This window comes from Streptomyces sp. NPDC007088 (genome assembly GCF_042869355.1).
In the GTDB taxonomy this organism is placed as follows: domain Bacteria; phylum Actinomycetota; class Actinomycetes; order Streptomycetales; family Streptomycetaceae; genus Streptomyces.
Genome location: NZ_JBIAFO010000007.1, coordinates 247,113 through 273,916 on the forward strand (window position 1 = coordinate 247,113; position 26,804 = coordinate 273,916).

21 protein-coding genes are annotated in these 26,804 nt (G+C 74.2%); 10 read left to right on the plus strand and 11 right to left on the minus strand.

Going from position 1 to position 26,804, the window contains the following annotated elements:
- Positions 1-50 precede the first annotated feature (50 nt).
- On the plus strand, positions 51-1,025 hold the full coding sequence (locus tag ACFYMP_RS14045; RefSeq protein ID WP_388855748.1) for a DMT family transporter: 975 nt from the start codon (positions 51-53) through the stop codon (positions 1,023-1,025).
- A gap of 306 nt (positions 1,026-1,331) precedes the next feature.
- Here ACFYMP_RS14045 and ACFYMP_RS14050 read toward each other — a convergent pair whose 3' ends face one another.
- Positions 1,332-2,174, minus strand: a complete 843-nt coding sequence (locus ACFYMP_RS14050; protein WP_388855751.1) for a DUF6461 domain-containing protein — start codon at positions 2,172-2,174, stop codon at positions 1,332-1,334.
- Positions 2,175-2,259: 85 nt separating this feature from the next.
- A complete protein-coding gene (locus ACFYMP_RS14055) occupies positions 2,260-2,643 on the minus strand; it encodes a VOC family protein (protein WP_388856061.1) in 384 nt (127 codons plus the stop codon).
- Between the two features lie 185 nt (positions 2,644-2,828).
- Between ACFYMP_RS14055 and ACFYMP_RS14060 the strand changes: the two genes are divergently transcribed.
- Positions 2,829-2,972, plus strand: coding sequence for a hypothetical protein (locus tag ACFYMP_RS14060; protein WP_388855754.1), 144 nt, complete (start codon positions 2,829-2,831; stop codon positions 2,970-2,972).
- A gap of 279 nt (positions 2,973-3,251) precedes the next feature.
- Here ACFYMP_RS14060 and ACFYMP_RS14065 read toward each other — a convergent pair whose 3' ends face one another.
- Together ACFYMP_RS14065 and ACFYMP_RS14070 are read right to left on the minus strand one after the other, a co-directional pair.
- Positions 3,252-3,641: a hypothetical protein gene (locus tag ACFYMP_RS14065; protein WP_388855757.1), complete on the minus strand. Its 390-nt coding sequence runs from the start codon at positions 3,639-3,641 to the stop codon at positions 3,252-3,254.
- Entirely contained in the window at positions 3,634-4,521 is an 888-nt protein-coding gene (locus tag ACFYMP_RS14070) for an alpha/beta fold hydrolase (RefSeq protein WP_388855760.1), read from the minus strand. The genes ACFYMP_RS14065 and ACFYMP_RS14070 overlap by 8 nt, the downstream gene beginning before the upstream one ends.
- A 167-nt stretch (positions 4,522-4,688) precedes the next feature.
- Here ACFYMP_RS14070 and ACFYMP_RS14075 point away from each other — a divergent pair, with 167 nt between their 5' ends.
- A complete protein-coding gene (locus ACFYMP_RS14075) occupies positions 4,689-5,354 on the plus strand; it encodes a TetR/AcrR family transcriptional regulator (RefSeq protein WP_388855763.1) in 666 nt (221 codons plus the stop codon).
- Between the two features lie 48 nt (positions 5,355-5,402).
- On the opposite strand, the gene ACFYMP_RS14080 is transcribed toward ACFYMP_RS14075, so the two are convergent.
- Positions 5,403-6,878, minus strand: a complete 1,476-nt coding sequence (locus ACFYMP_RS14080; protein WP_388855766.1) for a hypothetical protein — start codon at positions 6,876-6,878, stop codon at positions 5,403-5,405.
- A 299-nt stretch (positions 6,879-7,177) separates the two neighbouring features.
- Here ACFYMP_RS14080 and ACFYMP_RS14085 point away from each other — a divergent pair, with 299 nt between their 5' ends.
- The gene (locus ACFYMP_RS14085; protein ID WP_388856064.1) at positions 7,178-8,557 is read left to right on the plus strand and encodes a S28 family serine protease; all 1,380 of its coding nucleotides are present in this window, start codon (positions 7,178-7,180) and stop codon (positions 8,555-8,557) included.
- 80 nt (positions 8,558-8,637) lie between these two features.
- On the opposite strand, the gene ACFYMP_RS14090 is transcribed toward ACFYMP_RS14085, so the two are convergent.
- The 4 genes from ACFYMP_RS14090 to ACFYMP_RS14105 all read right to left on the minus strand — a co-directional run bounded on the left by ACFYMP_RS14090 (position 8,638) and on the right by ACFYMP_RS14105 (position 15,167).
- Positions 8,638-10,107 (minus strand): hypothetical protein, encoded by a 1,470-nt coding sequence (locus tag ACFYMP_RS14090; RefSeq protein ID WP_388855769.1) that lies wholly within the window; start codon positions 10,105-10,107, stop codon positions 8,638-8,640.
- Between the two features lie 174 nt (positions 10,108-10,281).
- Positions 10,282-12,039 (minus strand): glycoside hydrolase family 3 protein, encoded by a 1,758-nt coding sequence (locus ACFYMP_RS14095; protein WP_388856068.1) that lies wholly within the window; start codon positions 12,037-12,039, stop codon positions 10,282-10,284.
- 1,015 nt (positions 12,040-13,054) lie between these two features.
- Positions 13,055-13,855, minus strand: a complete 801-nt coding sequence (locus ACFYMP_RS14100; RefSeq protein WP_388855772.1) for a sugar phosphate isomerase/epimerase family protein — start codon at positions 13,853-13,855, stop codon at positions 13,055-13,057.
- A 202-nt stretch (positions 13,856-14,057) separates the two neighbouring features.
- Positions 14,058-15,167 (minus strand): LacI family DNA-binding transcriptional regulator, encoded by a 1,110-nt coding sequence (locus ACFYMP_RS14105; RefSeq protein ID WP_388855775.1) that lies wholly within the window; start codon positions 15,165-15,167, stop codon positions 14,058-14,060.
- A gap of 239 nt (positions 15,168-15,406) precedes the next feature.
- Between ACFYMP_RS14105 and ACFYMP_RS14110 the strand changes: the two genes are divergently transcribed.
- The 4 genes from ACFYMP_RS14110 (at position 15,407) to ACFYMP_RS14125 (ending at position 20,795) form a co-directional block, all read left to right on the plus strand.
- Positions 15,407-16,558, plus strand: coding sequence for a Gfo/Idh/MocA family protein (locus ACFYMP_RS14110; RefSeq protein ID WP_388855778.1), 1,152 nt, complete (start codon positions 15,407-15,409; stop codon positions 16,556-16,558).
- The gene (locus tag ACFYMP_RS14115; RefSeq protein ID WP_388855781.1) at positions 16,555-17,748 is read left to right on the plus strand and encodes a dihydrodipicolinate synthase family protein; all 1,194 of its coding nucleotides are present in this window, start codon (positions 16,555-16,557) and stop codon (positions 17,746-17,748) included. Before ACFYMP_RS14110 ends, ACFYMP_RS14115 begins: the two co-directional genes overlap by 4 nt.
- Positions 17,745-18,602 carry a sugar phosphate isomerase/epimerase family protein gene (locus ACFYMP_RS14120; RefSeq protein ID WP_388855784.1) on the plus strand — a complete coding sequence of 286 codons (858 nt, stop codon included), beginning with the start codon at positions 17,745-17,747 and terminating at the stop codon, positions 18,600-18,602. Before ACFYMP_RS14115 ends, ACFYMP_RS14120 begins: the two co-directional genes overlap by 4 nt.
- A 405-nt stretch (positions 18,603-19,007) precedes the next feature.
- Positions 19,008-20,795: a LamG domain-containing protein gene (locus ACFYMP_RS14125; RefSeq protein WP_388855787.1), complete on the plus strand. Its 1,788-nt coding sequence runs from the start codon at positions 19,008-19,010 to the stop codon at positions 20,793-20,795.
- Between the two features lie 201 nt (positions 20,796-20,996).
- Here the strand turns inward: ACFYMP_RS14125 and ACFYMP_RS14130 are convergent, their stop codons facing one another.
- Entirely contained in the window at positions 20,997-21,527 is a 531-nt protein-coding gene (locus ACFYMP_RS14130) for a GNAT family N-acetyltransferase (protein WP_388855790.1), read from the minus strand.
- A gap of 194 nt (positions 21,528-21,721) precedes the next feature.
- Between ACFYMP_RS14130 and ACFYMP_RS14135 the strand changes: the two genes are divergently transcribed.
- Positions 21,722-22,948: an MFS transporter gene (locus tag ACFYMP_RS14135; protein WP_388855793.1), complete on the plus strand. Its 1,227-nt coding sequence runs from the start codon at positions 21,722-21,724 to the stop codon at positions 22,946-22,948.
- A 94-nt stretch (positions 22,949-23,042) separates the two neighbouring features.
- On the opposite strand, the gene ACFYMP_RS14140 is transcribed toward ACFYMP_RS14135, so the two are convergent.
- Positions 23,043-24,245, minus strand: coding sequence for a serine hydrolase domain-containing protein (locus tag ACFYMP_RS14140; RefSeq protein ID WP_388855796.1), 1,203 nt, complete (start codon positions 24,243-24,245; stop codon positions 23,043-23,045).
- A gap of 234 nt (positions 24,246-24,479) precedes the next feature.
- On the opposite strand from ACFYMP_RS14140, the gene ACFYMP_RS14145 reads away from it, so the two are divergent.
- On the plus strand, positions 24,480-26,759 hold the full coding sequence (locus ACFYMP_RS14145; RefSeq protein WP_388855798.1) for an ATP-dependent RecD-like DNA helicase: 2,280 nt from the start codon (positions 24,480-24,482) through the stop codon (positions 26,757-26,759).
- The last annotated feature ends 45 nt before the right edge of the window (positions 26,760-26,804 follow it).

Genomic DNA, 26,804 nt, shown 5'->3' on the forward strand with positions numbered 1-26,804 from the left:
CGGTGCCTCTCTTGTACTGTCCCGGTGTCCCACGCCGAGGAGGCCGATCCATGGACGTCATCCCTGCCCGCGCGGGCCGGCCGGTCGACCTGCCCGTCCTGCTGGTCGCGGTGGTCTGGGGCTCCAGCTACCTGGCGGCCAAGGGGGTCACCACCGCGCACACGGTCGTGGCGGTCCTGGTCCTGCGCTTCGCCGTGGCGCTTCCCGTCCTGGTGCTCGCCGGGTGGCGGCGCCTGCGCGCGCTGAGCGCCGTACAGGTACGCGGGGCGCTCCGGCTCGGCCTGATCCTGGCCGTGATCTTCCTGCTGGAGACGTACGGGGTCGTGCACACCTCGGCGACCAACGCGGGCCTGATCATCAGCCTCACCATGGTGTTCACGCCGCTCGCCGAGAGCCGGCTGAGCGGCACCCGGCTGCCCGGCCCCTTCCTCGCGGCCGCCGCGCTCTCGGTACTGGGCGTCGCCCTGCTGACGCAGGGCGCGGGGTTCACGAGCCCCTCGGCGGGCGATCTGCTCATGCTGGGGGCAGCGGTCGCCCGTACCGCGCACGTCCTGGTCATGGCGCGTTCCCGGTCGGTACGGGGAGCGGACGCGCTGTCGCTGACGACGCTCCAACTCGGCGGCGCGGTAGCCGTGTTCTGCGTCCTGTCGGCCGTCCCCGGCACCGGTGCCTCCCCTTGGGCGACGGCCTCCGGCTTCGGCGCGGGGGACTGGCTCGGACTCCTCTACCTCTCCGCCTTCTGCACGCTGCTGGCGTTCTTCGTCCAGATGTGGGCGGTCCGCCGTACCTCGCCCTCCCGCGTCAGCCTGCTCCTGGGCACCGAGCCGCTGTGGGCGGCGGTCATCGGCATCGCGGCGGCCGGCGACCGGCCGGGCTGGCCGGGCCTCGCGGGCGCCCTCCTGGTCCTCGTCGGCACGGCGTGGGGGCGGACGGTGACGGGGCGGCCGGCCCGCGAACACCCCGCCGAGCCGCTGAGCGCCCCGGCCCCCACTCCGGCCGCCGACGCCGCGACGCGGGCGGAGTAGGACCCGTCGTCCCGGGGGACAGGAGCGGTTCGCCAGCTCGAAGGCCGGGACCGCAGGGGCATGGTCCGCACGCGGTCGCATTTACCGAGCCGGTCCTGTGCCGCACGGTGGTCGGCCGGTGACGGAGGCATGAGGCGAGGAAACCTGACGGGAGCCCGGTGCCGCGCACTGCGGTGCCCCTCCTGCTTCCTTCGGGCTTCGGGCTTCGCGCTTGGGGCTCCGGGTAAGGCGGGGTCGTACGCACCGGAGCGCCGGGCGGCGGGTTTCCTGCATCAGGGGCCGGGGCGCCCTCCCCGTTCCCACTCGCTACTCCTCACCTGCCCCGGGCGCCGAACGATCGCCGGTCGGCGCCTCGTTGAAGGTGATCGCGACCGGCGCGTTCGCCTCCGCCCGTGCGCGGGCCGACGCCGCCGCGACCTCCTCGTAGGTCCATTCCCGGTACAGGCGCTCCCCGTGGGCGTCGGTGATGTCGATGACCACGCTGGTCCACTCCTCGGCGGGCTCCTCGGGGACGAGTCCCAGCTCGTACGTGGCGTCCCGGAGGAGGGACTCGGTGACGCGTACGCCGGTGAGTCTCTCGGCCAGAGCGAGGACCGCCGCCTTCTCGTCGACGTCCGGGGCGCTCGCGTCGTGTTCTCCCCCGGCGGTCAGCGGGAAGCCGACTTCCCGCAGCAGCGGCACCAGTTCGTCGGGGGTGTCGCCGTCGCGCGACGAGGGGCCCTCGAACGTCGTACGCAGCTCACCGTCCTCGAACCAGTGGAAGAGGTCGATGGGCTTGCCGCCGTTGGTCGAGTGCGCCACGACCCGGCCGCCCCTCGACAGCGTCTCCACGCACGGCGCGGTGATCCCCAGGCCCCCGTCGATGCCGAGGACGAGTGTCCAGTCGCCGTCCTCGCCCGGAGCGCTGAAGGCGCCCGCGACGTAGGACTCGTCCCAGGAGTCGTCCACCTCGTCGCGGTGGGCGCCGGCCGCCTCGATCAGCCCGGCCGCTCCCTCCCCGGTACCGCGTGGCTCCGCCCTCATCGCGCGCAGCACCTCTCGCGGGGGCCACCCCTGAATCAGCGTCAGCGTGTACCCGCTGTCCCGCATGAGGCCGAAGAGCGGTGAGGTGCGGATCCAGGCGTAGTCGTGCGCGGTCACGGAGTTCATACGGCGCAGTGTGCCTGACGCCTCCGACAACGCCCGGTGCGAGCCGTTTCCTGCCGCCGTCCGTTCCGCGGCGGGGGCGGCCCGCCTAACTCCCGCTGGGCGCCCGGCTCACATCGACCACGCAGAAGATGTTGTCGTCCGGGTCGGCGAGGACGACGAAGTCGGGGTCCTGCGGATAGGAGTCCCAGTCGACCGCCTTCGCTCCCAGGGCGACGAGGCGGTCCACCTCCGCCGCCTGCTCGCTCGCCGTCTCGGTGAAGAGGTCGAGGTGGACGCGGGGGTGGGACTGCGCCGGGGAGTCGCTGACCATCAGGCCGAGCGCGCGGCCCGAGCCGTCGGCGTGGAGCAGGGTCTGCCAGGTGTCGCTGCTCCACTCCCGTGCCGCCACCAGATTCAGGGCCGAGGTCCAGAAGGCCACCGCGCGGTCGAGGTCCGTCACGCCGAGGACGGTGATGCCGAGTTTCAGCACGAGTGCTCCCAAGCCGGTGAGAAGGTGCCTGTCGTTGTCAGAACGTTACTTCACCGGTTTCGAAGCGGGTGCCTTCTCGCTGACCTGCCGATACGCGAGCGGTGCGTTTGCTTAATTCCATGAGTGCGCATATTGCTAAACTCTGTCAAGAATTACGGCAAGTCAGGAACTGCTAGCGTCCTCGCATGGACCTCATGTCGATGCCGTTCGGCGCGGGAGTGAGCGTGCTCCTCTCGCTGTTCTCTACCGTGGTGCTCATTGCTGTGGCGCACCCTGATCCGGGAATGCGTGACCGCGCGTTCCGGGTTCTCCGTATCCTTTTCTCGTGAAACGTTATGCGCATCGCCCCGCCCGGGTGTCCTGAGGTGATCTCACCCTTTGCGCGCCGCGTCGCGGGGTATGGGCGTGGAAAGGGTTCGGGATCAGTGCGCGGGCACTGATCCCGATGTCCTCGAACCGAGTACCCGCGGTGAGTGCCACGCGGTCAATACGCGCGCTGAATGCGTGCGGCGTGAAGGAGAGCAGGAAGGCGCGGTGTCCGGTGTCGCCGCCGCCCGGGAGCGCGCGGGCGCCTTACGGGGTGTAGGAGCCGGGCCGGGTCGGCACCGTCACCGTGTCCTCGTCCCCAGCAGCGACCGCCAGCGGGGCAGTTCGGTGAACGGCACGATCAGGCACAGCAGGGTCACGGGCGCGGCGATCCACGTCGGCCACAGCGCCCAGGCGGCCACCGTCGCCGCCGCGAGCTGGAGCAGGAGCAGGAGGATGGTGACGATGCCGGGGACCGCGACGGGGGAGTCGCCGCCGGGCCGGTCCCCCGGGGTGGAGAAGACCGCGGGCAGCCCGATCAGCAGCACGTCGGCGCCGATGGCCAGGAGCGCGGAGTGCGGCCACAGGGCCCAGGGGACGGCCACCCAGGCGATCAGCTCCGTGGCGAAGCGCAGACCGCCCCGGACGTAGGTGTGTCCGGGCTTTTTCGTGGCGATCGCGTGGCTAGACATCGACACGGTCCGCCAGGAAGCGGGTGACGAGGGCGGCGACCTGCGCGGGGCACTCCGCGTGGAGGTAGTGGCCGGCGCCGTCGATGATCTCCAGGCTGCCGACGCCCGCCGGCAGGGCGGCGACGATCGCCGCGCCCTCGGCCGCGGGGTCCGGGAAGTCCGGGTCGGCCGAACCCATGACGATCAGCGCCGGGCAGGCCACGTGGGGCAGTTGGGCCTCCGCGTCGGAGCCGTTGGTCTTCATGGTCTTCAGGAACTGTTCCATCCGGCCCGGCTCGGACAGCTTGGCGCGCAGCACGGCGGTGTAGTCGGCCCAGTCGGCGGGCTTGCCGGGGTAGGCGGTGTCGAGGTAGCGCAGCCACACGCGCAGGCTGCGGAAGGCGACGGTGGCGCCCATCAGCAGCCCCCCGCGCCGGTAGCGGCCCACCCGCAGCATCGCGCCGAGGTCCGTCTTGGGCACGCGGGTGAAGGGGTTGAGCTCCACGACCGCCCGGACCAGCCCGGGTGCCTGGGCGGCGGCGATCGTGGCCGCACCGCCGGAGAGCGACTGGCCGACGACGACGGCGGGGCCGCCGAGATGGCGGATGAGCGCGAGCAGGTCGGAGGCGACGTCGGCTCGGGAGATCGACGGCCAGCCGGTGCTGGAGTCGCCGTGCCCGCGCAGGTCCGCGGAGACGACGCGGTAACCGGCCTCCGCCAGGAGCGGCGCGAGGAAGCGGTAGGACTGGCGCAGGTCGCCGATGCCGTGCGACAGCACGATCAGGGGCCCGTCGCCCACTGATTCGTAGGCGATACGGCCGGTGCCGACGGTCAGGAAGGAGACGCCGGGTGCGGAGGGGGAGCTGGTGCTGCCGGAGTCGGGGAGAGCGTGCGTGGTCATGGTGTGTCTTCCCTCGGAGGGGCCGGCCCTCGGGGCGAGGGCATGGCAGACGGGGAGCGCGCTAGGGTAGACCGGAGTGCAGAAGCTAGATGCCAGTCCAATTTCTGGACTCCCGTCCAGCGAAGTAGAGCACACCTTGCCATCCGCGGGAAAGTAAAGAATCGGTAATGCCTGACAGCCCCAGTACCCCTGACTCCTCGCCGGCCCCTCCGGGCGGCCCCCCCGCCTCCGGCGGCGGGCGGCGTGCGCGCCAGCGCGAGCGGCGGCGCGCCGAGATCTACGACGTCGCGATCGAGTTGTTCGTCGAGAGGACCTTCGAGGGGACCACGATGGAGGACATCGCCGAACGCGCCGACGTGGCTCGGGCGACGGTGTTCAACTACTTCCCGCGCAAGGTGGCCTTCCTGCAGGAGTGGGCCGTCCGGCGTCGCGCGCTCGCCACGAAGGCCGCCTACGCGGGAGACGAGGGTGCCTCGTCCCTGCGGGGCGTGCTCGTGCGCTACTTCACCGAGATGGGGCGTCTCGCCGACGCGTCACGGCCCGTGAGCGTCGCGGTGATCATCGGTTCAGTGCACACGACCGACATCTGGCGCAAGTCGCCCATCGCCGCCGAACTGGCCGAGGTGGCGCACAAGGCGCGGGAGGGGGGCGAGATCGCGCCGCACGTGGACACCGACCGCGTCGGCCTGCTCCTGTCGGCCGCGTACTACGTCATCCTCACCGCGTGGGCCAGCGAGGAACCCGCCCCGTTCGACCTCACCGAGGAGCTGATCTCCATGGTCGACACCATCCTGTACGGCATCCTCCCGAGACAGGACACCCAGGGCGCCTAGGACACCTAGGGCATCTGGGGCCGGAACGGGCCCGGAGCGCGACGGTGTTCAGCCCCCGCCCCCGGGTGCCACCCATACCGTCAGGCCCGTCCCCGGCACCCGTACCGGTCGCCAGTCCCGGGCGTACGGCGGGGGTCCGTGGCGGGTCGCGGCCACGGCGGCCGTGGGGAGGCGGGCCGCCTTCGCGGTGAGCCGGGCGCGGGTCAGGTTGCGGTTGTTGCCGGCGAGGTTGCCCGAGGCGCAGCCCGCGGAGTAGCCGATCGGCGGGGCCTGGGCGCCCGTCACCAGGCAGGGCGGCCTGATGCCGTGCGCGTTCAGGTAGGCCGCGACCTTCGCGTAGCGGGCGGTCGTCTCCCGGGCCACGTGGAGGTTGTGCCGGAAGGGGCCGGCCTGGGTCGCGAGGTGCAGGCACAGGACGGCGGCCACCGCCCCGGCCGCGTACCGGGGGCCGTGGCCGGCCACCGCGTCCAGGAGGCCCGCGGCCAGGGGCAGCGCCAGCAGGGCGTACGCGGGCAGGAGGAAGCGGGGCGCCGAGTAGCCCAGGGCCAGGAGGTACGGGGCGCTCAGGGCGGCGGCGCAGCCCACCGGGAGCCAGGTGGTGATCCGCCGCCCGCGCCGGGCCCGTACGCACACCGCCGCCGCGAGCGGCGGCAGCGCGAGCCACCACCACGTCAGCCACGGCTGGGCGGGTTCCACCGTGCACGGGCGGCACAGCAGCGGCCCGTTGAGGCTGCGCCACGCGTCGCCGCCCGCCCAGCGCAGGCCCATGTCGCCCTGCACCGCGCTCGACACCCGCAGCCGCCCGGCGATCCCGCCCCACCGCGCGTACGCCTCCCCGACCCACGGCGCCGCGCCCGCCGCGAGGCCGCCCGCCACCGCCGCGAAGGGGCCCGGCGCGCGCAGCGGGCGGTGCAGGACGCTCGCGAGGAGCAGGGGCAGGGCCAGCCAGCAGCCGTCCGGGAAGCGCAGCAGCGTCGCGCCCGTCACCGTGCCCGCGACACCCAGCAGCAGCGCCCGGCGCGCCGGACCGGTGGCGGCCGCCGCGCGCAGCAGGCAGCCCGAGGCGGCCACCGCGCACAGGGCGACCCACAGGTTCGGCATCGCCTGCGGCCCGTACAGCAGCGTCGACCACACCGCCGCGAACAGCCCCGCCGCCAAGGCGCAGCGACCGGCCCCCAGCAGCGGCCGCCACACCGCGAACGCGCCGTACAGCGCCGCCGCCGCGAGCAGCCCGAGCCACAGGTGGACGGCCGGGGGCCAGTGCGTGAGCCACAGCACGGGGGCGGCGAGGTAGCTGATGCCCCGTGAGCGCGGCGCGCTGAAGTAGGCGGCGGGCCGGTGCGGGTCCACCTGCGACACGTACACCGTCTCGTCCCAGCCCAGACCCAGCCAGGGCACCACCCCGGCGAGCTGCGCGAGCCCGTACGCGAGCGCCACCAGTCCGAGCGCCGGCAGCGCGCGCGGGCGCGGGGGTGCCGCCGGGCGGGGGAGGGCGGGGGGAGTCAGGGCGGCGGGGACGGTCATCGGCGGAACCCTCCACAACGGCTCAGAGCTGATCGTCCCCCGCGCTCCACCCTCGCCCAGCCCCGCGCCGCCCTCCCCCCACGACGCGCCGGAACGCCCCTGTACGAGGGGGTTTCGCGGTGAATTCACCCTTCGCACGTGGCCCTCTGGCGTCGCTCCGTCCCGTCCGCTACGTTCCGTCCGTTGCCGGTCGCCGTGCGCGTGACGGACGTCGGCCGGTCCGTCGACGACAAGGAGGCCCGGTGGCCGGGAAGACGCTCAGGGGGCTGCTCGCCCTGCTGCTGCTCGTGGTCGGGGCGGTGGGCCTGGGTACCAGCGCCGCCGTCGCCCAAGGGGGAGCGGCGCGGGACACGACCGACATCAAGGAACGGCTGCTGTCCGTTCCCGGGGTGAGTCTCATCGAGGAGAAGCCGTACGAGGGGTACCGCTACTTCGTCCTCGGCTACCGGCAGCCCGTGGACCACCGGCACCCCTCGCGGGGCAGCTTCACGCAGCGCTTCACCGTGCTGCACAAGGACACCGCGCGGCCCACCGTGTTCTACACCGGCGGCTACAACGTCTCCACCAGCCCGAGCCGCTCCGAGCCCACCCGCATCGTGAACGGCAACCAGATCTCCCTGGAGTACCGGTACTTCACGCCCTCACGGCCCGCCAACGCCGACTGGTCCAAGCTCGACATCTGGCAGGCCGCGAGCGACCAGCACCGCCTGTACGAGGCGCTCAAGCCCGTCTACGGCAAGAACTGGCTGGCCACCGGCGGCTCGAAGGGCGGTATGACCGCCACGTACTACGAGCGCTACTACCCGAAGGACATGGACGGCGTCGTCGCCTACGTCGCCCCCAACGACGTCGTGAACGGCGAGGACTCCGCGTACGACCGCTTCTTCGAGCACGTCGGCACCGCCGGGTGCCGCGACAAGCTCAACGCCGTGCAGCGCGAGGCGCTGATCCGCCGCAAGCCGCTGGAGCGGAAGTACGCCGACCTCTCCGCCGCCCAGAAGTACACCTTCACGACCATCGGCAGCCTCGACAAGGCGTACGAGGCCGTCGTCCTCGACCTCGTGTGGGGCTTCTGGCAGTACTCCGGCGAGGCCGACTGCGCCGACGTGCCCGACGCGCGCACCGTGAGCGACCAGGACCTCTTCGCCTACGTCGACGAGATCTCCGGCTGGTCCTTCTACACCGACCAGGGCCTTGAGCCCTACACGCCGTACTACTACCAGGCCGGCACCCAGCTCGGGGCGCCCACCATCGCCCTCCCGCACCTCAAGGGCCTCACCCGCTACGGCTACCAGCCGCCCCGGAACTTCGTGCCGCGCTCCATCCCCATGCGCTTCGACTCCCGGGCCATCCCGCGGGTGGACGACTGGGTCAGGCACCACGCCCGGCACATGCTCTTCGTCTACGGCGAGAACGACCCGTGGGGCGCCGAACGGTTCTCCGTCGGCCGGGGCGCCAAGGACTCGTACGTCTACACCGCGCCCGGCGCCAACCACGGGGCCAACGTGGCCGGACTCGTCCCCGCCGAACGCGACAGGGCCACCGCCCGCATCCTCGACTGGGCCGGCGTCGCGACCGCCGCGACGGCCGCCGACCCCTCCACCGCCGCACCCCTCGCGCGCTACGACGCGGCCCTCGACCGCGGCCACCAGGAACGGGAGATGACCCTGCGGCCCTGAACCGCCCGGACGGCCCGAAAGGCCCCGCCCGTACGGAGAACCGTTCCGTACGGGCGGGGCCTTCGCGGTGGTGCGGGCACTCAGCGCGCGTAACGGCTGCTCCACAGGCGGCGCAGCACGAGGAGCACCGCGCCCGCACCGAGGGCGAGGAGCGCCGCGAGCCACAGCGGCAGCGGGGACCGGCCGTCCGCGTCCGCCACGGGCGCGGACGAGGGCGAGGGCGTCCGCTTCTCCGCCGCGCCCCCCGCGTGCGTGGCGCCCGGCCCGGGGCGACCGGCCGCCGGACCGGACCCCGAGGGGGAGGGGGACGCCGACGGTGACGCGGAAGCGGAGGCCGAAGGGCTCGTGCTCGCCGGGGTGGCTCCCCCGGCGGACTTCTCCGCCTTTCCGTCCGTCGCGGCGTCCTTTCCGGCGTCCCTTCCGGCGCCCTTTCCGGCGTCCTTCCCAGCGCCCTGCCGGGCGTCCGTTCCATGGGGATTCCCGGCGTCCGTCCCGCTCCTCGTGGCCGCGCCGGCCGGCGGTTGTGCCGTGTGCCGCGGTCCCGCCGGCGCGCCCGCCGCCGTCCCCGGCCCGCTCCGCCCGTGCGCGCAGTTGCCGCCGGTCGTGGTGCGCCACGTGAGCTTCAGGTAGCCGTCGCCGGTACGGGCGCCGCCCACGTAGTGCGTGCCCTCGGGGCCGGTGCTCGATCCGCCGCCCCCGCCGCCTCCCGGGAACGCGCCCGCCCCGCTCGGCCCGGCCCCGCCGCCCCCGCCGACGAGACCCGCCCCGCCGCCCCCTCCGTTGCCGTGGCGCGGGGTGACGGGGCCCCAGCCCGCGTCCCCGCCGCGCAGCCGGCTGCCGTCGCCGCCCGGGGTGCCGTACGGTCCGGCGGGCGCGGTGCCCGCGACGCCGCCCCGGCCGCCCTCCGCCCCGCCCCGCCCGCCGCGACCGTCCGCCGCGTGGACGCCCGTACCGCCGGGTGAGCCCCTCCAGCCGCCATTGCCGCCCGCGACCGCGCCGTCCCCGGCCGCGTTCCCGCCTCCCGCGCCGCCCCCGCCGGCCGCGATCACCAAGGGCCGGGCGCCCCGGCTGAGGACCGTCGCGCCGCCACCCCCGCCGCCGAGCCGGCCCGCGCTCACCCCGTGCGGCGGGGTCCCGGCCCCGCGCCCGCCGCCGCCGTGGCCGCCCTTCCCCGCCGCCGTACGGGTCGCGTCGCCGCCCCGGCCCGCGACGTCCACCGTCAGCACCTCGCCCGGAGTGACCCGTACGGGGGCGAGGACCTCGGCGCCCCGGCCGCCCAGGACGTTGCCGGAGGCGGAGCGCGCGTGGCCGCCCTGCGCGCCGAACGCGTCCACGGCCAGCTCGCACACCCCGGCCGGGACGGTGAACCGCCGCGCGGAACCGGTGAACGGGAAGGCCGTCGATCCGGCCGAGGCCCGGGAGAGGGGGGTGCCGGAGGTGAGCGGTGACGCCGACTGCGCGGCGCCGGACAGCGCCGCGACCAGGGCGCCGGCGGACACCAGCGTCACCGCGTAGCGCGCCGACAGTGTTCTGAGAGGCCCGAAGGTCATACATGCGGTCATAAGGGAAAAATTAACCGAGCATCATCGTATCTTCGGGAAGTTCCGTGACCCTGCGTGTTGCGGGTGTCGCCACCCGGTGACCCCCGGCTGACACGGCCTCAGGCCCCCGCGCCCCGCGCCCGGACGATGCATTTACCGGGCGCGGGTGCGTCGCGCGGGCGCTCAGCGCCCCCGGTACGTCAGCCCGTACCCGACCGGGTACAGCTCCTTCGCCGGATCGTCGGCGCGCGCCACCGGGACCGGCAGCCTGCCGCGCGGCGCCGTGCGGCCGGCCAGGACCCGGGCCGCCGCCCGCACCTCGACGTCCGTCCAGCCGTACGAGGCCAGCAACGCCCCTACGCCGTCGGGGAGATGGGCGGCGTCGTACGGGTTGCGCAGCGCCACCGCGACGACCGGGACGCCGGTCGCGACGAGCGCCGAGAGCAGCGCCCGTTGCGGGCTCGTGGCGGTCAGGTTGTACGTCCCGACCACCACGGCGTCCTTGCCGGAGGCGGCGGCCACCGCCGCGTCCACGGCCGCCCGGCCGGGCGCCGTCCCGGTCGCCAGGACCTGCGTACGGAAACCGAGCCCGGCCAGTTCGGCGCCGAGGACCCGGGTCGGCGGGCCGTCCGAGCCCGAGGGCGAGGCGGCGTCGGCGCCGACCACCAGCAGTTCGCGGTGGGAGCGGCGCGAGAGCGGGAGCAGGCCCCGCTCGTTGACGAGCAGCGTGGTCGTGCGCTCCGCGATCCGGTCGGCGGCGGCCAGGTGGGCGCGCGTGCCGACCGCCCGGCCCACCGCCCGGTCCCGGACGTACGGATCGTCGAACAGGCCCCGGCGGCGCTTGAGTTCGAGGATGCGCGAGACGGACACGTCGATCCGCTCCTCGGTCAGCTCGCCGGAGCGCACCGCCGCGAGGACCGAGCGGTACGCGAGGCCGATGTCCGGCGGGTCCAGCAGCTGGTCCACCCCCGCCCTCAGCGCGAGCACCGGCACCCGGTCGTCGCCGTACTTCGTGCGCACCCCCTCCATGCGCAGCGAGTCGGTCACCACCACGCCCTCGTAACCGAGCTCCTCCCGCAGGATGCCCGTCACGATCGGCCGCGACAGGGTGGCCGGGTCGCCCGAGTCGTCGAGCGCGGGCACCATGATGTGCGCCGTCATGATGACGTCGATCCCGGCGGCCACGGCCGCCCTGAACGGCGGGGCGTCCAGCTGCTCCCACTGCGCGCGGGTGTGCCCGATGACGGGGAATCCGTAGTGGCTGTCGGTCGCGGTGTCGCCGTGACCGGGGAAGTGCTTCGCGGCCGAGGCCACGCCCGCGTCCCGCTGGTACCCCTTGACCTGCGCCGCGACCAGACGCGCGACGGACCGCGGCCGCGAGCCGAAGGAACGTACGCCGATCACCGGGTTGGCGGGGTTCACGTTGACGTCGGCGTCCGGGGCGAAGTCCTGCCGGATGCCGAGGGCGGCCAGTTCCGCGCCCGAGATCCGCGCGGCTTCCCGGGTGTCGGCGACCGAACCGCCCGCGCCCAGCGCCATCGCGCCCGGCAACTGCGTGGCCGGCTTCCCGATCCGGGCGACCGCCCCGTGCTCCTGGTCGGTCGAGACGAGCAGCGGCACCGGGACGCGCAGCGCGAGGCCCGCGCGCTGGATGCCGTTGGAGAGGCCGGCCGTCTGCTCCGGATCGCGCACGTTGTGCGCCCACGTGAAGTAGATGATCCCGCCGAGGTGGTACTTCGCGACGAGTTCGGCGGGCGTGCGCACGCCGATCTCCTTGAGGTTCGCGTCGATGTCCGCCTGGTCCGGTTCGGTCGCCGAGTGGCCGTAGACCCGCATCACGAAGAGCTGGCCGACCTTCTCCTCCAGCGTCATCCGCTCCAGCAGCCGCCGGGTCGAGCGGCCCGAGAGCGGCGCCGTGCCCGTGCCCGTCCCGGCTTCCACGCCTCGCGAGCGGCCGGCCTCGCCCGCGGTCTCCGTACCGGTCCGGGGCCCGGCCGCCGTCGCCGTGCCGCCGCCGAGCACGGCCTGCGCCCCGAGGACCGTCGCCCCCGCCGCGAGCACCCGGCGCCTGGCCGGGCCGGGACCGTCCCCTCCGGCCCCCTCTTCCCGCCCGGCCCGCTCGTCCTGTCGCCCGTCCGCCTGCTGCTGCCTCTTCCGCACCCGCGTTCCCTTCGTGTGCCCGCCGTGGCCGCCGCGCCGTACCGCCAGTACGTCTGGAGGCAAATACGCCTGTCTGATGATCTGAAAGAAACTTTCGAAGACTTACGGATAACCTGAAGGTAACTACCAGTCAAGAGGGCGTGCGCGGACGCGTCCGGACGGAGCACAGAGCTGCCTCGGACGGGGAGGCGTGCGGGGCGCGCCGGGATGCGGGGTGTGCGGGACGCGCGCGGGCTCGCGGAACGCGGCGGCACGGACGGCGGCTGTACGGAACGCCGCTGTACGGAAGGCGGCTGTACGGAGCGCGGCTGCACGGAAGGCGGGGGAGGCGTGGGGCGCGCGGCCCTGGAGCCTGGGGAGGGCCGCGAAGGGCCGGGGGGGCAAGGCCGCGAAGAGGCCGGAGGGGAGCGCCGCCGTCGGCGCCGGAGAAGGGCGCGCCGACGGCGACAGGCCGCCCTCCGTGTACCCGAAGGCCGTGTACGTCCGAAGGGGCCGTGTGCGTCCGGAAGGGACCGTACGTGTCCGAAGGGGCCCGGCTCGCGGGCCGGGCGCGCGGCCGGGCCCACAGGCGAAGGCGTTGCTCAGAAGAGGGCGCCCGGCCCTGGTCCGCCGGACGGCGACGCGGTGGAACGACGGCGCGGTGGAACGACGGCACCACGGAAACCCCGGCGTCCCAGCCCCGCCCCCGCCTCGCCCGGGTCCCCGTCCGCCAGGTCTCCGTCCACCCGGGTCCCCGTCCACCGGGGCGCGTTCCGCCCCGCTCGCGTCCGCCCCGCTCGCGTCAGGCCGACTCGCGTCAGGCCGACTCGCTCAGCAGCCGTCCCAGGTAGAACGCGCCCCCGGCCAGTCGCTCCGGCAGCGGGGCCGCCTCCGGGTACCAGCGCTGCTCGTACTCCCAGCACAGCCAGCCGTCCCAGCCCTCACGGGTCAGGGTCTCCACGACCTCCGTCAGCGGCAGGACGCCCGCGCCGAGGGCCAGCGGGGTCGTGTCCTCGGCCGAGGCGATGTCCTTGACCTGCACGTACCCCAGGTACGGGGCGAGCGCGAGATAGGAGTCGGCGGGCTGCTCGCCGCCGAGCCAGGTGTGCATGACGTCCCACAGGGCGCCCGCCGACTTGTGGCCCACCGTGCCGAGGACCCGCGTGGCCGCCGCCCCCGTGCGGTGCGAGTCGTGCGTCTCCAGCAGGATGCGGACGCCCAGCTCAGCCGCGTACTCCGCGCCGACGCCCAGCCGCCGCGCCGCCGTCGCGTCCGCCTCCTCCTCGCTCTGGCCGGTGCCGCCGCCGGGGAAGACCCGGACGAAGGGGGCGCCGAGGTCCCGGGCCAGTTCGAGGAGGGCGCGCAGCTCCTGGACGCGGGGCTCGTCCTCGCCCGGCTCGGCCACCCGGACATAGCCCGCGACACCGACGATCTCGATCCCGGCCGCCGCGAACTCGCTGACGGCGGCGGTCCGTTCCTCCGCCCCGACGCCCGGGTGCAGCGGCTCCTCGGGGTGGGCGCGCAGCTCCACGCCGTGATAGCCGTTGTCGGCGGCCAGCCGGACCACCTCGGGAATCGGCATCCCGGGCACGCCCAGGGTGGAGAACGCCAGTTTCATGCCACAGCTCCTCGCTCGTTCCATGTCCGGCCGGCTGTCCGGCCGGCCGCCCACTGCTGAACACCGACCTGCCGACCGGCTCGCCGGCACCGCGCCCGACCCTTCCGGGGACCGCGCCGACCCCCTCACGGGGCCGCGCGCACGTCACCCTACGGGCAGGTCACAAGCGTCCGGGCCCCATCGGGCCCACCCGCTCCACGTGTCAGTCCCCTGCCCTCGGCGGCGCCGTCGAACCACGTACCGTCAGCTCGCCCCCCGACAGGGCGACCCCGCCCTCCGGCGGGGTCTCGCGGCCCGTCGCGATCCGGCCCGCCCGCGCCCCCGCCTCGTGCAGCGGCAGCCGTACGGTCGTGAGCGCCGGGACCGCGTCGACGCTGAACGGGAGATCGTCGAAGCCCGCGACCGACACGTCCGCCGGGATGCTCAGCCCGCGCTCGCGCAGAGCCGCGCACGCGCCGAGCGCGACCGTGTCGTTGGCCGCGACGACCGCCGTCATCCGGTCCGTCCGCCCGGCCGCCGCCCCCTCCCGCGAACGGTCCAGCAGTTCCAGCGCGGCCCGGTGGCCCGAGGCGCGGTCGTACGGGCCGTGCAGCAGGAGCGCGGGATCGTCGGCGAGGCCCGCGGCGGCCAGCGCCTCGCGGTGGCCCTCAAGGCGGTGCCGCGTCGTCGTGCGCTCCCGCGGGCCCGCGATGTAGCCGATGCGCCGGTGCCCCAGGCCGATCAGGTGTTCCGTGAGGGCGCGGGCCCCGTCGCGGTTGCCGAAGGTCAGGGCGGTCAGGAGTCCGGGCGCCTCGGGCACGCCGTCCGCCCCGGCGGCGGGCAGCGGCGGACGGCCCAGCAGCACCACCCGCGTCCCGGCCGCGACCAGTTTGCGCAGCTTCCCCGCCACGGCGTCCCCGTGCTCGGCGGACTCGACCGCGCCGCCCGTGAGCACGACCGCCGCCGCCCGCTGCCGCTGGAGCAGCGTCAGGTACGTCAGTTCGCGCTCCGGGGAGCCGCCCGTGTTGCACACCACGGCCAGCCGCTCGCCCCCGGCCCGGCCGCCCGGACCGCCGATCTCCGACTGCACCGCGCTCGCCAGGATGCCGAAGAAGGGGTCGGCGATGTCGTTGACCAGCACCCCGACCAGATCGGAGGTGGCCGCCGCCAGGGCGCTCGCGGGCCCGTTGAGCACGTAGTCCAGCTCGTCGACCGCGCGCAGCACCCGGTCCCTGGTGCTCGCGGCGACCGGGTAATTCCCGTTCAGCACACGGGAGACGGTCGCGGGGGAGACCCGCGCGCGGGCCGCCACGTCCGACAGGGTCACGGTCATCTCGTCCTCCTGGCCATCAGGAGGCCAGTCATACCAGGCATCGCCCGGGGTGTTGCCCGCGGAGCCGTCCAGAGGTTAGCTTCGGAGCGCGTAGAAAGCGCTTGCTATCCCTCTGCCCCTCTGCCCCTCTGTCCGCCTGCCCCTCTATCGCTCAATCCCTCTACCGCTCAACCCCTCCAGCACGCCTCGCCGCCCGGCCCGGAGACCGGCGCCGGCCGGGGCCCCGGGAAAGGACCTTCATGGAACGCAGGACGGTGCACATCGCCATGAACGGGGTGACGGGGCGCATGGGCCACCGTCAGCACCTCGTCCGCTCGATCCTCGCGCTGCGCGAGGAGGGCGGGCTCGACCTCGGCGACGGCACGGTGCTGTGGCCCGAACCGGTGCTGGTGGGACGGCGCGAGGACGCCCTGCGCGCGCTCGCCGAACGGCACGGCCTCACGCGCTGGTCGACCGACCTCGACGCGGTGCTCGCCGACGACAGCGTCGAGATCTACTTCGACGCGCAGGTCACCTCCGCCCGCGAGGAGGCCCTGAAGAAGGCGATCGCCGCCGGAAAGCACATCTACACGGAGAAGCCCACGGCGACCGGCCTGGACGGGGCGCTGGAACTCGCCCGGCTCGCGCGGGCGGCCGGAATCCGGCACGGCGTCGTCCAGGACAAGCTGTTCCTGCCGGGCCTGCGCAAGCTCAAACGGCTCGTCGACGGCGGCTTCTTCGGCCAGATCCTGTCCGTGCGCGGGGAGTTCGGCTACTGGGTCTTCGAGGGCGACTGGCAGTCCGCGCAGCGCCCGAGCTGGAACTACCGGCGCGAGGACGGGGGCGGCATCGTCGTCGACATGTTCCCCCACTGGGAGTACGTCCTGCACGAACTGTTCGGCCGCGTCACCTCCGTCCAGGCGCTCACCGCGACCCACCTGCCGCGCCGCTGGGACGAGCAGGGCAAGCCCTACACCGCGACCGCCGACGACGCGGCGTACGGCGTCTTCGAGCTGGAGGGCGGCGCGGTCGCCCAGATCAACTCCTCGTGGGCGGTACGCGTGCACCGCGAGGAACTCGTCGAGTTCCAGGTCGACGGCACCGAGGGCTCCGCCGTCGCGGGACTGCGCGAGTGCCGTGTCCAGCACCGCTCGGCGACCCCGAAACCGGTGTGGAACCCGGACCTCCCCGCCACCGAGGCGTTCCGCGAACAGTGGCAGAAGGTCCCGGACAACGGGGAGTTCGACAACGGCTTCAAGGCGCAGTGGGAACTCTTCCTGCGCCACGTCCACACCGGGGCGCCCTACCACTGGGACCTGCTGGCCGGGGCGCGCGGCGTGCAGCTCGCCGAACTGGGCCTGCGCTCCTCCGCCGAGGGCCGCCGCCTCGCCGTGCCGGAGGTGACCCTGTGACCGGCACCCCGCCGAGCGTCCTGCGCCTCCCGGGCGCGGACGGCACGCTGCGCCCGCACACGCCCGGCGCCGGGGCGCGCACCGCCCCTCCGGCCCCGGGGGCGGCGCCGCTCGCCTCCCGTACCGTCTTCTCCGCCGCCCACGTCGTCGCCGACCCCTACGCGGACATCAGCGCCGACGACCCGGCCGCCGTCGACTGGGACGCGACCCTCGCCTTCCGCCGCCACCTGTGGGCGCACGGGCTCGCGGTCGCGGAGGCCATGGACACCGCACAGCGGGGCATGGGCCTGGACTGGCCGGCCGCCGCCGAACTCGTACGCCGCTCGGGGGCGGAGGCGCGCGCGGTGGGCGGCCGGATCGCGGCCGGCGCCGGAACCGACCAACTCGCCCCGCGCGCCGGCGCGTCACTGACCCTGGCCGGAATCCGGGCCGCCTACGAGGAACAGCTGGAGGTCGTGGAGGGGGCCGGAGCCCAGCCGATCCTGATGGCCTCGCGTGCCCTCGCGGCCGTCGCGAAGGGCCCGGAGGACTACCTGTCCACCTACGCCCACCTGCTGCGGCAGTCCACGGCGCCGGTGATCCTGCACTGGCTCGGCCCGATGTTCGACCCGGCGCTGAGCGGTTACTGGGGCGCCGACGACCTGGACGCGGCCACCGACACCTTCCTCCAGGTCGTCGCCGAGCACCCGGACAAGGTGGACGGCGTCAAGATCTCCCTGCTGGACGCGGACCGCGAGGTCGACGTACGGCGCCGGCTGCCCAGCGGGGTGCGCTGCTACACGGGCGACGACTTCCACTACCCGGAGCTGATCGCCGGGGACGCGCGCGGCTTCAGCCACGCCCTGCTCGGCGTCTTCGACCCGCTCGGACCACTCGCCGCCCAGGCCGTACGGGTCCTGGACACCGGCGACGCCGAGGGGTTCCGGGCCCTGCTCGACCCGACCGTCGCACTCGCCCGGCACCTGTTCCAGCGCCCGACCCGCTTCTACAAGACCGGAGTGGTCTTCCTGGCCTGGCTCGCGGGACACCAGGAGCACTTCGCGATGGTCGGCGGCCTCCAGTCGGCGCGCTCACTGCCGCACCTGGCCCGCGCCTACGAACTCGCGGACGGGCTGGGCCTGTTCCCCGACCCGGAGCTGGCCGCGTCCCGGATGCGCTCGCTCCTCGGCGTGTACGGGGTGGCGGGATGACGCGCGCGACGGACGGTGCGCCGCTCCGGGCGCACGAGCGGTTCAGCATCAACCAGATGACCGTCAGGCAGCTCTCGCTCCCCGAACTCGTCTCCGCGTGCCGCACGTTGGGGGTGCGCGGCGTCGGCCTGTGGCGCGAACCGGTCCAGGCGTACGGGGTCGAGGCGGCGGCAGGACTCGTACGCGACGCGGGACTTGAGGTCACGTCGCTGTGCCGGGGCGGATTCCTCACCGCGCGCGAGGCGAGCGCCCGGAAGGCGGCGCTCGCCGACAACCGGACGGCGATCGAGGAGGCCGCGACGCTCGGCACGAAGGTCCTCGTCCTGGTCAGCGGCGGACTGCCCGAAGGGGACAAGGACCTCGCCGCCGCCCGCGAACGGATCGCCGAGTCCCTGACCGAACTCGCCCCGTACGCGGCCCGGTACGGGGTGCGACTGGCGATCGAACCCCTGCACCCCATGTTCGCCTCGGACCGCTGCGTCGTCTCGACCCTGACGCAGGCCCTCGACCTCGCCGCGCACTTCCCGGCCGAGCAGGTCGGCGTCTGCGTCGACACGTACCACGTGTGGTGGGACGACCGGGCACCCGGGCAGATCGACCGGGCCGGACGCGAGGGCCGGATCTGCGCCTTCCAGCTCGCCGACTGGACCACCCCCCTGCCCGCCGGAGTCCTCAACGGGCGGGGCCAGATCGGCGACGGCTCGATCGACATGCGCGCGTGGCGGCGACGCGTGGAGGCGGTCGGCTACACCGGCCCGATCGAGGTCGAACTGTTCAACGACGAGCTGTGGGCCACGGACGGCCGCGAACTGCTCGCGAGGACGGTACGGCGGTTCGCGGAACACGTCTGGTAGCCACGAACGCGGCCGGCAACGGGGCGGGGCGGATGACCGGGCGGGCCCCGCCGGGAGGGGCCGCCCGGTCACCCGCCCCCGCCCGCCCCCTGCGGGCCTGTCGGCCCACGGCCGGGTTCCGGCCGGGTTCGACGGGCGCAGTGCGGGCAACGACTTACCAGGCAAGGGGCCGGTCCCACGTGGCCGAAACCCGCGTGTCCCCGGGCGCCAGGATGTCGTACTCCCGTTCTAAGCTGAGGTGTTTCACGGGGGTCGGCCGGGGGGCCGAACGCGTCACCCGTGCCCGTTTGCCGATCCGCAACGCCGCCCGGCGAGCCGCCGGGCCGCGCGTGCGGTCCCCGGCGCCGGGCCACCGGGCGCGCGTCGGGAGAGCTGTGCCCGCCCGCGCCGCATCCGGGAGGGAACATGCACGTCAGGCTCGTACTCCGTACCGCCCTGGTCGCCGCGCTCGCGACGGTGACCGCCGCGACGACCACGGGGGCGTCGGCCGCCGGGAACCAGCCGCCGCCGCGGCCGTCCATCGCCGCGCTGACCACGGGGGACACCGTCTGCGACGTCGTCGAGGCGACCACCGTCCAGGCCCGTCCCACGCTGCGCGCGCGGCTGGACGACGCGGACGGCGACCAGCTCACCGCCCAGTTCGAGGCCGTCTGGAGCGACGTGGACGGCACCGCGCACCGCGTGGGCGCCAGTACCGGACCGCAGCCCAGCGGTGACGTCTTCGCGTGGACGGTGCCGGACTCCGTCCCCGACGGCTTCCCGGTGCGGTGGCGGGTGCGCGCCAAGGACGGCGCCGGCTACGGCCCGTGGAGCGACTCCGCCCGGCAGGGGAGGTGCCGGTACGCGGTGGCGACGCGGACCCAGCCGGTGGCGGCCTGGCGGCTCGACGACCGCAACGGCTCCTACTACGCCGACGCGTGGGCGGGTGGCTACCGTGGCCTGCCCAGCTCCGGCGTCCGGCTCGGGGACCCCGGTCCCCACGGGACCACCCCGGGCGCCGCGTCCTTCGACGGCGGCTTCGAGAGCTACGTGGTCACGGAAGGGATCGTCGTGGACGTCACGCGCGCCTTCACCGCCGGGGTGTGGGTACTCCCCGACGAGACGGGCGGGGCCATGACGGCGATCAGCCAGTCCGGTCTCCTGGACACACCGAACTTCACCCTCGGCACGACCACCGACGCGGACGGAGAACCCGCCTGGAGCTTCACGCTGCCCTCCGCGGACGGGCAGACCCGGGTCACCGGCGGGACCCCGCGGGCGGGGGAGTGGGCCTACCTCACGGGCTCCTACGACCCCGCGACGCACACCGCCCGGCTCTCCGTGGACGGCGCGCCGGTGGCCACCGGGGAAGCGACGGTGCCCGAGGACACCGACCTGTGGTACTTCGTCATGGGGCGGGCCTGGGACATGTACAGGAGTGATGTCGCGCCCCGGTGGCGGGGCGAGCTGGCCGACGTCCGGGTGTGGGACCGCGCGGTACCGCCCGCCGAGATCGCCGAACTCGGCCGCCGCAAGCCGCGGCCCTTCGCCTACTGGGGGATGGAGGCCACCGAGACCTGGGAGAACGGATGGGAGGTCATTCCGGAGAAGGACCACCACGCCGACCTCATCCTCGAAGGCGACGCCCACATCACCACGCGGGACCCGCTGGAGGGCAGCGGCAGCGTCACCCTGGACGGGGAGGGCGACTACCTGTGGAGCGACATCCCGCCGCTCGACACCGGCCGGAGCTGGGCCGTCGCCACGAAGGTGCGTCTGCACGGCACTCCTGACCGGGACATGGCCGTCCTCTCCCAGCCCGGGGAGAGGACGGACGCCTTCACCCTCCGCTACCACGCGGCGGACCACACCTGGCAGGCCCGGCTCGCCCTCGCCGACGAGAGCGACGCCGCCACCACGGACCTCGTCGCTCCCGCCCCCGACGGGGCGCAGACCCTGGCGCTCCAGTACGACGAGAAAGCCGGCGAGGTCCAGCTCTACGTCAACGGCGCCCTCGCCGACAGCGCGCCCTACGCGGCGGCGCACGTGTGGGAGACCGGGCACTTCCTCCAGGCCGGCCGGGACTCCGCCGCCGACGGCGCCGGGGAGCACTACCTCGACGGCGACATCGACGAGGTCCACACCTGGGCCGGCGCTCTCTCCCACGACGAGATCAGGACGGTGTCGCAACCCGGGGAGCACCCCGCCCTGTGACACCGGCTGCCCCGGAAGAAATTCTCCCGAGCCGTACAACCCTTCGCCCCGACGGCATGTCGTACTGGGTGTCGGCAGAGCTTCGGGGGGATTCCGGGGGGGATCTGGAAGCGCTGCCACGGGGGGTGGGGGAACACCCGAAGGAGCCCGGTTCGGTGACGAACCGGGCTTTTTCACGTCGCGAAGACGCCGCCGGGACGCTCAGCCGGACAGCTCGATCCGGTAGTACCGCACCCGCTCGTCGCCCCGGACGAAGCGCAGCCCCGCCGCCTCCAGCACGTGCCGGGAGGGCGCGTTGCCGTGGTCGGTGTCGGCCTCCACGGCCCGTACGCCCTGCCGCCCGGCCAGCTCCAGCAGCGCGCGCAGCGCCTCGGAGGCGTACCCGTGCCCGCGCGCGGCGGGCACCAGCCCGTAGCCGACACGGACGGTGCCGTGCTCATCGGCCGGCCCGTGGAAGTCGATCCCGCCGACGGCGCCGCCCGGCACCCTCTCGCGCGGCCGGATCTCGTACGCCCCGAGCGGCCGGGGATCGCACCCTCGCGCACACAGTCCGAGGAAGCGCCGCGCGGCGGACAGGTCCCCGCTCCCCGGATACCCGCCGTCCGCCGCCTCCCCGCCCTCCAGAAGACGTACCGCCTCCCGGGGCGTGAGCGGATGAAGCGCGAGACGAGGCGTCAACAGGTCGACGGTTCGGGCGGGCGGGTACGGGGGGTGACGCTCGGTGTCGGACATGGGGGGAGTCTGCCTTGGGGACGGGGCGCCGGCGAGCCGTTTCGGTGACCGGGAAAGCGGGGCCCCGCGGTCGGCAGTCACCGAGCCGGGACAAGTTTCCGCGCACCTCTTGCTCATGCAAGTAATGTGCAACAAGCTTGGCCGGTCCTTACTGGGGAGCCGGAGTCCCGCGCGCGGGAAAGGGGAGCCTCGTCATGCCTCGACTCATTCCGGACTCGGGGCCGCAGCGCGTGCTCGCGGCCTCGAACTTCGTCTACACCGTCGGCAGCGGTCTGTATCTGACCGCCGGGGTGCTGTACTTCACGCAGGCGGTCCACCTCCCCGCCGGGCAGGTGGGAGCGGGCCTCGGGGTCGCCGGAGTGCTCTCGCTCCTCCTCGGCGTCGCCGTGGGGCGTCTCGCGGACGTGCGCGGCGCACGCGGCATCTACGCGGGCACTCTGCTGGTGCAGGCGCTGGCCACGGCCGGATTCCTCCTCGCGGACGGCTTCTGGGCCTTCCTGTGCGCGGTGTGCGCGGCCGGTGGGGCGAAGTCGGCCGGACTCGCCGCACGTTCACCGCTCATCAGGCGGCACGGCGGCGCGCGCCCCCAGGAGTTCCGGTCCTACCTGCGGGCCGTGACCAACCTCGGCATCTCCCTGGGGGCGCTCCTCGCGGGGTGGGCCGTCCAGGTCGGCACGCTCCCCGCTTACCGGTTGCTGGTCCTCGGCAACGCGGTGGCCTTCGTGGCCGCCGCCGTCGTCCTGCGGCTCCTGCCGGTCTCGCCACCGGCGCCCGCCGCGCACGGCCCGCGCGGGAGCGCCCTGCGCGACCGGCCCTATCTGCTGCTCACGGCGCTCGACGGCGTCATGGCCATCCAGTTCAAGGTGCTCACCGTCGCCATCCCCCTGTGGATCGTCGGGTTCACCACCGCCCCGCACTGGGTCGTCTCCGCCACGATGCTGACCGGTACGGTCCTCGTCGTCGCCTTCCAGGTGCGCGCGGGCCGCGGCGTCGTCTCACCGAAGGCGGGCGGGCTCGCCTACCGCAGAGCGGGTCTCGCCTTCCTCCTCTCGTGCGCGCTGGTCCCGCTGTCCGCCGGGGTGCCCGCCGGGATCGCCGTGGCCGTACTGCTGGGCGCCGTGGTCGTCCACACCGCCGGTGAACTGTGGCACTCGGCGGCGGGCTTCGAGGTGTCCTTCGCGCTCGCCCCGGAACGGGCCACGGGCCAGTACCTGGGCGTCTTCGGCCTGGGCGCGGGCCTCGCCGAGGCGGTCGGCCCCGCGCTCCTCATCGCGCTGTGCGTGTCCTGGGGGCGGCCGGGCTGGTACGTCGTGGGGGCCCTGTTCCTCGTGACGGGACTGCTCGCCCCGCTCGCCGTCCGCAGGGCGGAGCACACCGGTGGGGCGGCGGGTGCGGCCGTGCGCGGCGAGGCGGCCGTGTGAGTCCTCGGCCGCGGCGCCTCGCCGGGCCTCAGCCCGGGGCCGTTCACGGCGCCCCTCCCCGGTAGGTGGCCGGACCCGGCGGCCCGGCCCTCGGTCAGCCGGCCGCTCCGAAGGCCGCGCCGGCCAGGGCCAGGACGCGGTCACTCATGCCCGAGCCCTTCGCGTCCGTGTCGTTGACGCTGTAGACGAGGGTCCTGGAGAGGTCGCGGGTCGCGGCGACGCCCGTCAGGTAGCCGTAGCGGCTGCCGGTCTTGGCCCACACCTCCCGGCCGCCGAGCCTGAGCATCGAGAGGCCCGCGCTGTAGGCGGCCGGGTCGTCCGAGCCGTACATGCGCACGCGCCCGCCCGGCAGCGTGAACATCTCCTCCAGCGCGGGACCGCGTACGACCCTGCCCCGGAAGAGGGCGGTCATGAGGCGTTCGAGGTCGGCCGTGGTCGAGACGAGATCGCCCGCGGCCCAGGAGCCGGTCTGCCCCCAGACGGTGACGTCGCGCGGCTCCGTCCCGCCGTCCGCCGTGGGAAACATCTGGTAACCGTGGTTGTGCGGGCCCCTGATGGCGGGGTCGGCCCCCGGCAGGTACGTGTCGCGCAGGCCGAGCGGGCGGATCACCCGCCGGTTCACCTCCTCCTCGTAGGAGTGGCGCGTGACCCGCTCCACCAGGAGGCCCAGGACGGTGTAGTTGATGTTCAGGTAGTGCTGGACCGTGCCGGGGCGGAACTCGGGGTCCCGCGCGGTCGCCGAGGCCACCGCCGCCCGCGGGGTGGTGCGGTCGAAGCGGTGGGCGTACGCCTCCTCCAGGGTGTCGGCGGTCGTCTCGGCCGCCGGGATACCGCTCGTGTGGTTGAGCAACTGCCGTACCGTCACATGGCGGTAGCGCGCCGGAATCAGGTCCGGCAGGTAGGAGCGGGCCGGGCGGTTCAGTGCGACCCGTCCCTCGTCGGCGAGCTGGAGGACGACAGCGGCGGTGAGGACCTTCGTGGCCGAACCGGCCCGGAACCTCGCCCCGGGCAGCGCCGGACGGCGGCTGTCGAGGTCGTGCACCCCGGCCGACCCCCGCCAGGCGCCCTCCCTCCCGCCCACCCTGACGAGGGCGGCCGTCGCGTCGTCGGCGGGCAGGTCCGCGAGGGCTCCGGCCAGGGCACGCGCCTGCTCCGCCGGTATCCCGTGGTGGTGGCGCGCCACGCTCGGCGGCGCGGGTGCGGCGAGGGCCGGGGCGACGGACAGACCGGTCACGGCCAGCGCGACCGAGGCGGCCACGGCGACGGGGAGGGGCGGAGGGCGAAGGCGCGAAGTCATAAGTCAACTTCCGTGTGGTAGAGGCTGGTTGATGTGAACATCCTGGTTGCGCTCCGCTCCTCGGTGATCATCCGCCGGGACGAGCCCGCCCCTGAGCCGACCCCGGGACGCCCCGGCCCCGCGGCGCCCGCCCCTCGGGGTTCGCTCAGGGTTCTCCCGGCAGGGAGCGCCGCCCGCCCTCCTTCCGCCCCGGCCGTGACCCGCGCTGTCACCCCCCGGCGATACCGTCGCCCCATGGCCAGTACCCACACCTCCGGGACCCCCGGGACCTCCGGGCAGTCCGCCGGGCCCGCGCTCGCCGTGCTCGAAGCGACGCTGGAGCGGATCACGTACGCGAACGAGGAGACGGGGTACACCGTCGCGCGCGTCGACACCGGGCGCGGCGGCGGGGATCTGCTGACCGTCGTGGGGGCGCTGCTCGGGGCGCAGCCCGGGGAGTCGCTGCGGATGCGGGGCCGCTGGGGCTCGCACCCGCAGTACGGGCGGCAGTTCGTCGTGGAGAACTACACGACGGTGCTCCCGGCCACGATCCAGGGCATCAGGCGTTACCTCGGCTCGGGCCTCGTCAAGGGGATCGGGCCGGTGTTCGCCGACCGGATCACCCGGCACTTCGGCACCGAGACGCTCGACATCATCGAGCAGGAGCCGAAACGGCTCATCGAGGTGCCGGGCCTCGGTCCCAAGCGGACCGCGAAGATCACCGCGGCCTGGGAGGAGCAGAAGGCCATCAAGGAGGTCATGGTCTTCCTCCAGAGCGTCGAGGTGTCCACCTCCATCGCCGTACGGATCTACAAGAAGTACGGGGACGCCTCCGTCTCCGTCGTCAAGAGCGAGCCCTACCGCCTGGCCGCCGACGTGTGGGGCATCGGCTTCCTCACCGCCGACCGCATCGCGCAGGCCGTCGGCATCCCGCAGGACAGCCCGGAGCGCGTCAAGGCGGGCCTCCAGTACGCCCTTTCGCAATCCGCCGACCAGGGCCACTGCTACCTCCCCGAGGAACGGCTCATCAGCGACGCGGTGAAACTCCTCGGCGTCGACACCGGGCTCGTCATCGACTGCCTCGGTGAACTGGCCGCCGACCCCGAGGGCGTCGTACGCGAACAGGTGCCGCCGGACACCGAGGACGGGGAGCCGGTGACCGGGGTGTTCCTCGTGCCCTTCCACCGCGCCGAACTCTCACTCAGCGGGCAGCTGCGCAGACTGCTCGACGCGGACACCGACCGGCTCGCCGCCTTCCAGGACGTCGACTGGAGCGCCGCCCTCGGCTGGCTCGCCCGGCGCACCGGCGCCTCGCTCGCCCCCGAGCAGGAGGCCGCCGTGCGGCTCGCGCTGACCCGCAAGGTCGCCGTCCTCACCGGCGGCCCCGGCTGCGGGAAATCCTTCACCGTGCGCTCCGTCGTGGAACTCGCCCGCGCCCGGCGCGCCAAGGTCGTGCTCGCCGCGCCCACCGGGCGGGCCGCGAAACGGCTGTCCGAACTGACCGGCGCCGAAGCCTCCACCGTGCACCGGCTGCTGGAGCTGAAGCCCGGCGGGGACGCAGCCTTCGACCGGGACCGCCCGCTCGACGCCGACCTCGTCGTCGTGGACGAGGCGTCGATGCTCGACCTGCTGCTCGCCAACAAACTCGTCAAGGCGGTCGCGCCCGGCGCCCACCTGCTGCTCGTCGGCGACGTCGACCAACTGCCCTCCGTGGGTGCCGGGGAGGTCCTGCGCGATCTGCTCGCCGAGGGCTCCCCGGTGCCCGCCGTACGGCTGACCCGGATCTTCCGGCAGGCCCAGCAGTCCGGCGTCGTCACCAATGCCCACCGCATCAACTCCGGTTCCCAGCCGCTCACTTCCGGCCTGGACGACTTCTTCCTCTTCGTGGAGGACGACACCGAGGAGGCCGGGCGGCTGACCGTGGACGTGGCCGCCCGGCGGGTACCGGCGAAGTTCGGGCTCGACCCGCGCCGTGACGTGCAGGTGCTCGCCCCGATGCACCGCGGGCCGGCCGGAGCGGGCGCCCTCAACGGGCTGCTCCAGCAGGCCATCACCCCCGCCCGGCCCGGACTGCCCGAGAAGCGCTTCGGCGGCCGGGTCTTCCGCGTAGGCGACAAGGTCACCCAGATCAGGAACAACTACGAGAAGGGCGCCAACGGCGTCTTCAACGGGACCGTCGGCGTCGTCACCGGCCTCGATCCGGAGGAGCAGCGGCTCACCGTCCTGACCGACGAGGACGAGGAGATCCCCTACGAGTTCGACGAACTCGACGAGCTGGCACACGCCTACGCCGTGACCATCCACCGCTCCCAGGGCAGCGAGTACCCGGCCGTCGTCGTCCCCGTCACCACGAGTGCCTGGATGATGCTCCAGCGCAATCTTCTGTATACGGCCGTCACCCGCGCGAAGCGGCTCGTCGTGCTGGTCGGCTCGCGCCGCGCCCTCGCCCAGGCGGTCCGGACGGTTTCCGCAGGCCGGAGGCACACCGCCCTCGATCACCGACTCGCCGGACGGCCGCTGACCGGCCTACGGTGAGGAGGTGTGGCGCGGATTCCGGGACCCTGGAAGGGAGCCGCGGCG

What these genes read in the sequence shown, in the direction of transcription:
- ACFYMP_RS14045 (WP_388855748.1), top strand. Translation starts at nt 51, where the DNA reads ATGGACGTCATCCCTGCCCGCGCGGGCCGGCCGGTCGACCTGCCCGTC.
- ACFYMP_RS14050 (WP_388855751.1), bottom strand. Translation starts at nt 2,174, where the DNA reads ATGAACTCCGTGACCGCGCACGACTACGCCTGGATCCGCACCTCACCG.
- ACFYMP_RS14060 (WP_388855754.1), top strand. Translation starts at nt 2,829, where the DNA reads ATGGACCTCATGTCGATGCCGTTCGGCGCGGGAGTGAGCGTGCTCCTC.
- ACFYMP_RS14065 (WP_388855757.1), bottom strand. Translation starts at nt 3,641, where the DNA reads ATGTCTAGCCACGCGATCGCCACGAAAAAGCCCGGACACACCTACGTC.
- ACFYMP_RS14070 (WP_388855760.1), bottom strand. Translation starts at nt 4,521, where the DNA reads ATGACCACGCACGCTCTCCCCGACTCCGGCAGCACCAGCTCCCCCTCC.
- ACFYMP_RS14075 (WP_388855763.1), top strand. Translation starts at nt 4,689, where the DNA reads ATGCCTGACAGCCCCAGTACCCCTGACTCCTCGCCGGCCCCTCCGGGC.
- ACFYMP_RS14080 (WP_388855766.1), bottom strand. Translation starts at nt 6,878, where the DNA reads ATGACCGTCCCCGCCGCCCTGACTCCCCCCGCCCTCCCCCGCCCGGCG.
- ACFYMP_RS14090 (WP_388855769.1), bottom strand. Translation starts at nt 10,107, where the DNA reads ATGACCTTCGGGCCTCTCAGAACACTGTCGGCGCGCTACGCGGTGACG.
- ACFYMP_RS14100 (WP_388855772.1), bottom strand. Translation starts at nt 13,855, where the DNA reads ATGAAACTGGCGTTCTCCACCCTGGGCGTGCCCGGGATGCCGATTCCC.
- ACFYMP_RS14105 (WP_388855775.1), bottom strand. Translation starts at nt 15,167, where the DNA reads ATGACCGTGACCCTGTCGGACGTGGCGGCCCGCGCGCGGGTCTCCCCC.
- ACFYMP_RS14110 (WP_388855778.1), top strand. Translation starts at nt 15,407, where the DNA reads ATGGAACGCAGGACGGTGCACATCGCCATGAACGGGGTGACGGGGCGC.
- ACFYMP_RS14120 (WP_388855784.1), top strand. Translation starts at nt 17,745, where the DNA reads ATGACGCGCGCGACGGACGGTGCGCCGCTCCGGGCGCACGAGCGGTTC.
- ACFYMP_RS14125 (WP_388855787.1), top strand. Translation starts at nt 19,008, where the DNA reads ATGCACGTCAGGCTCGTACTCCGTACCGCCCTGGTCGCCGCGCTCGCG.
- ACFYMP_RS14130 (WP_388855790.1), bottom strand. Translation starts at nt 21,527, where the DNA reads ATGTCCGACACCGAGCGTCACCCCCCGTACCCGCCCGCCCGAACCGTC.
- ACFYMP_RS14135 (WP_388855793.1), top strand. Translation starts at nt 21,722, where the DNA reads ATGCCTCGACTCATTCCGGACTCGGGGCCGCAGCGCGTGCTCGCGGCC.
- ACFYMP_RS14140 (WP_388855796.1), bottom strand. Translation starts at nt 24,245, where the DNA reads ATGACTTCGCGCCTTCGCCCTCCGCCCCTCCCCGTCGCCGTGGCCGCC.
- ACFYMP_RS14145 (WP_388855798.1), top strand. Translation starts at nt 24,480, where the DNA reads ATGGCCAGTACCCACACCTCCGGGACCCCCGGGACCTCCGGGCAGTCC.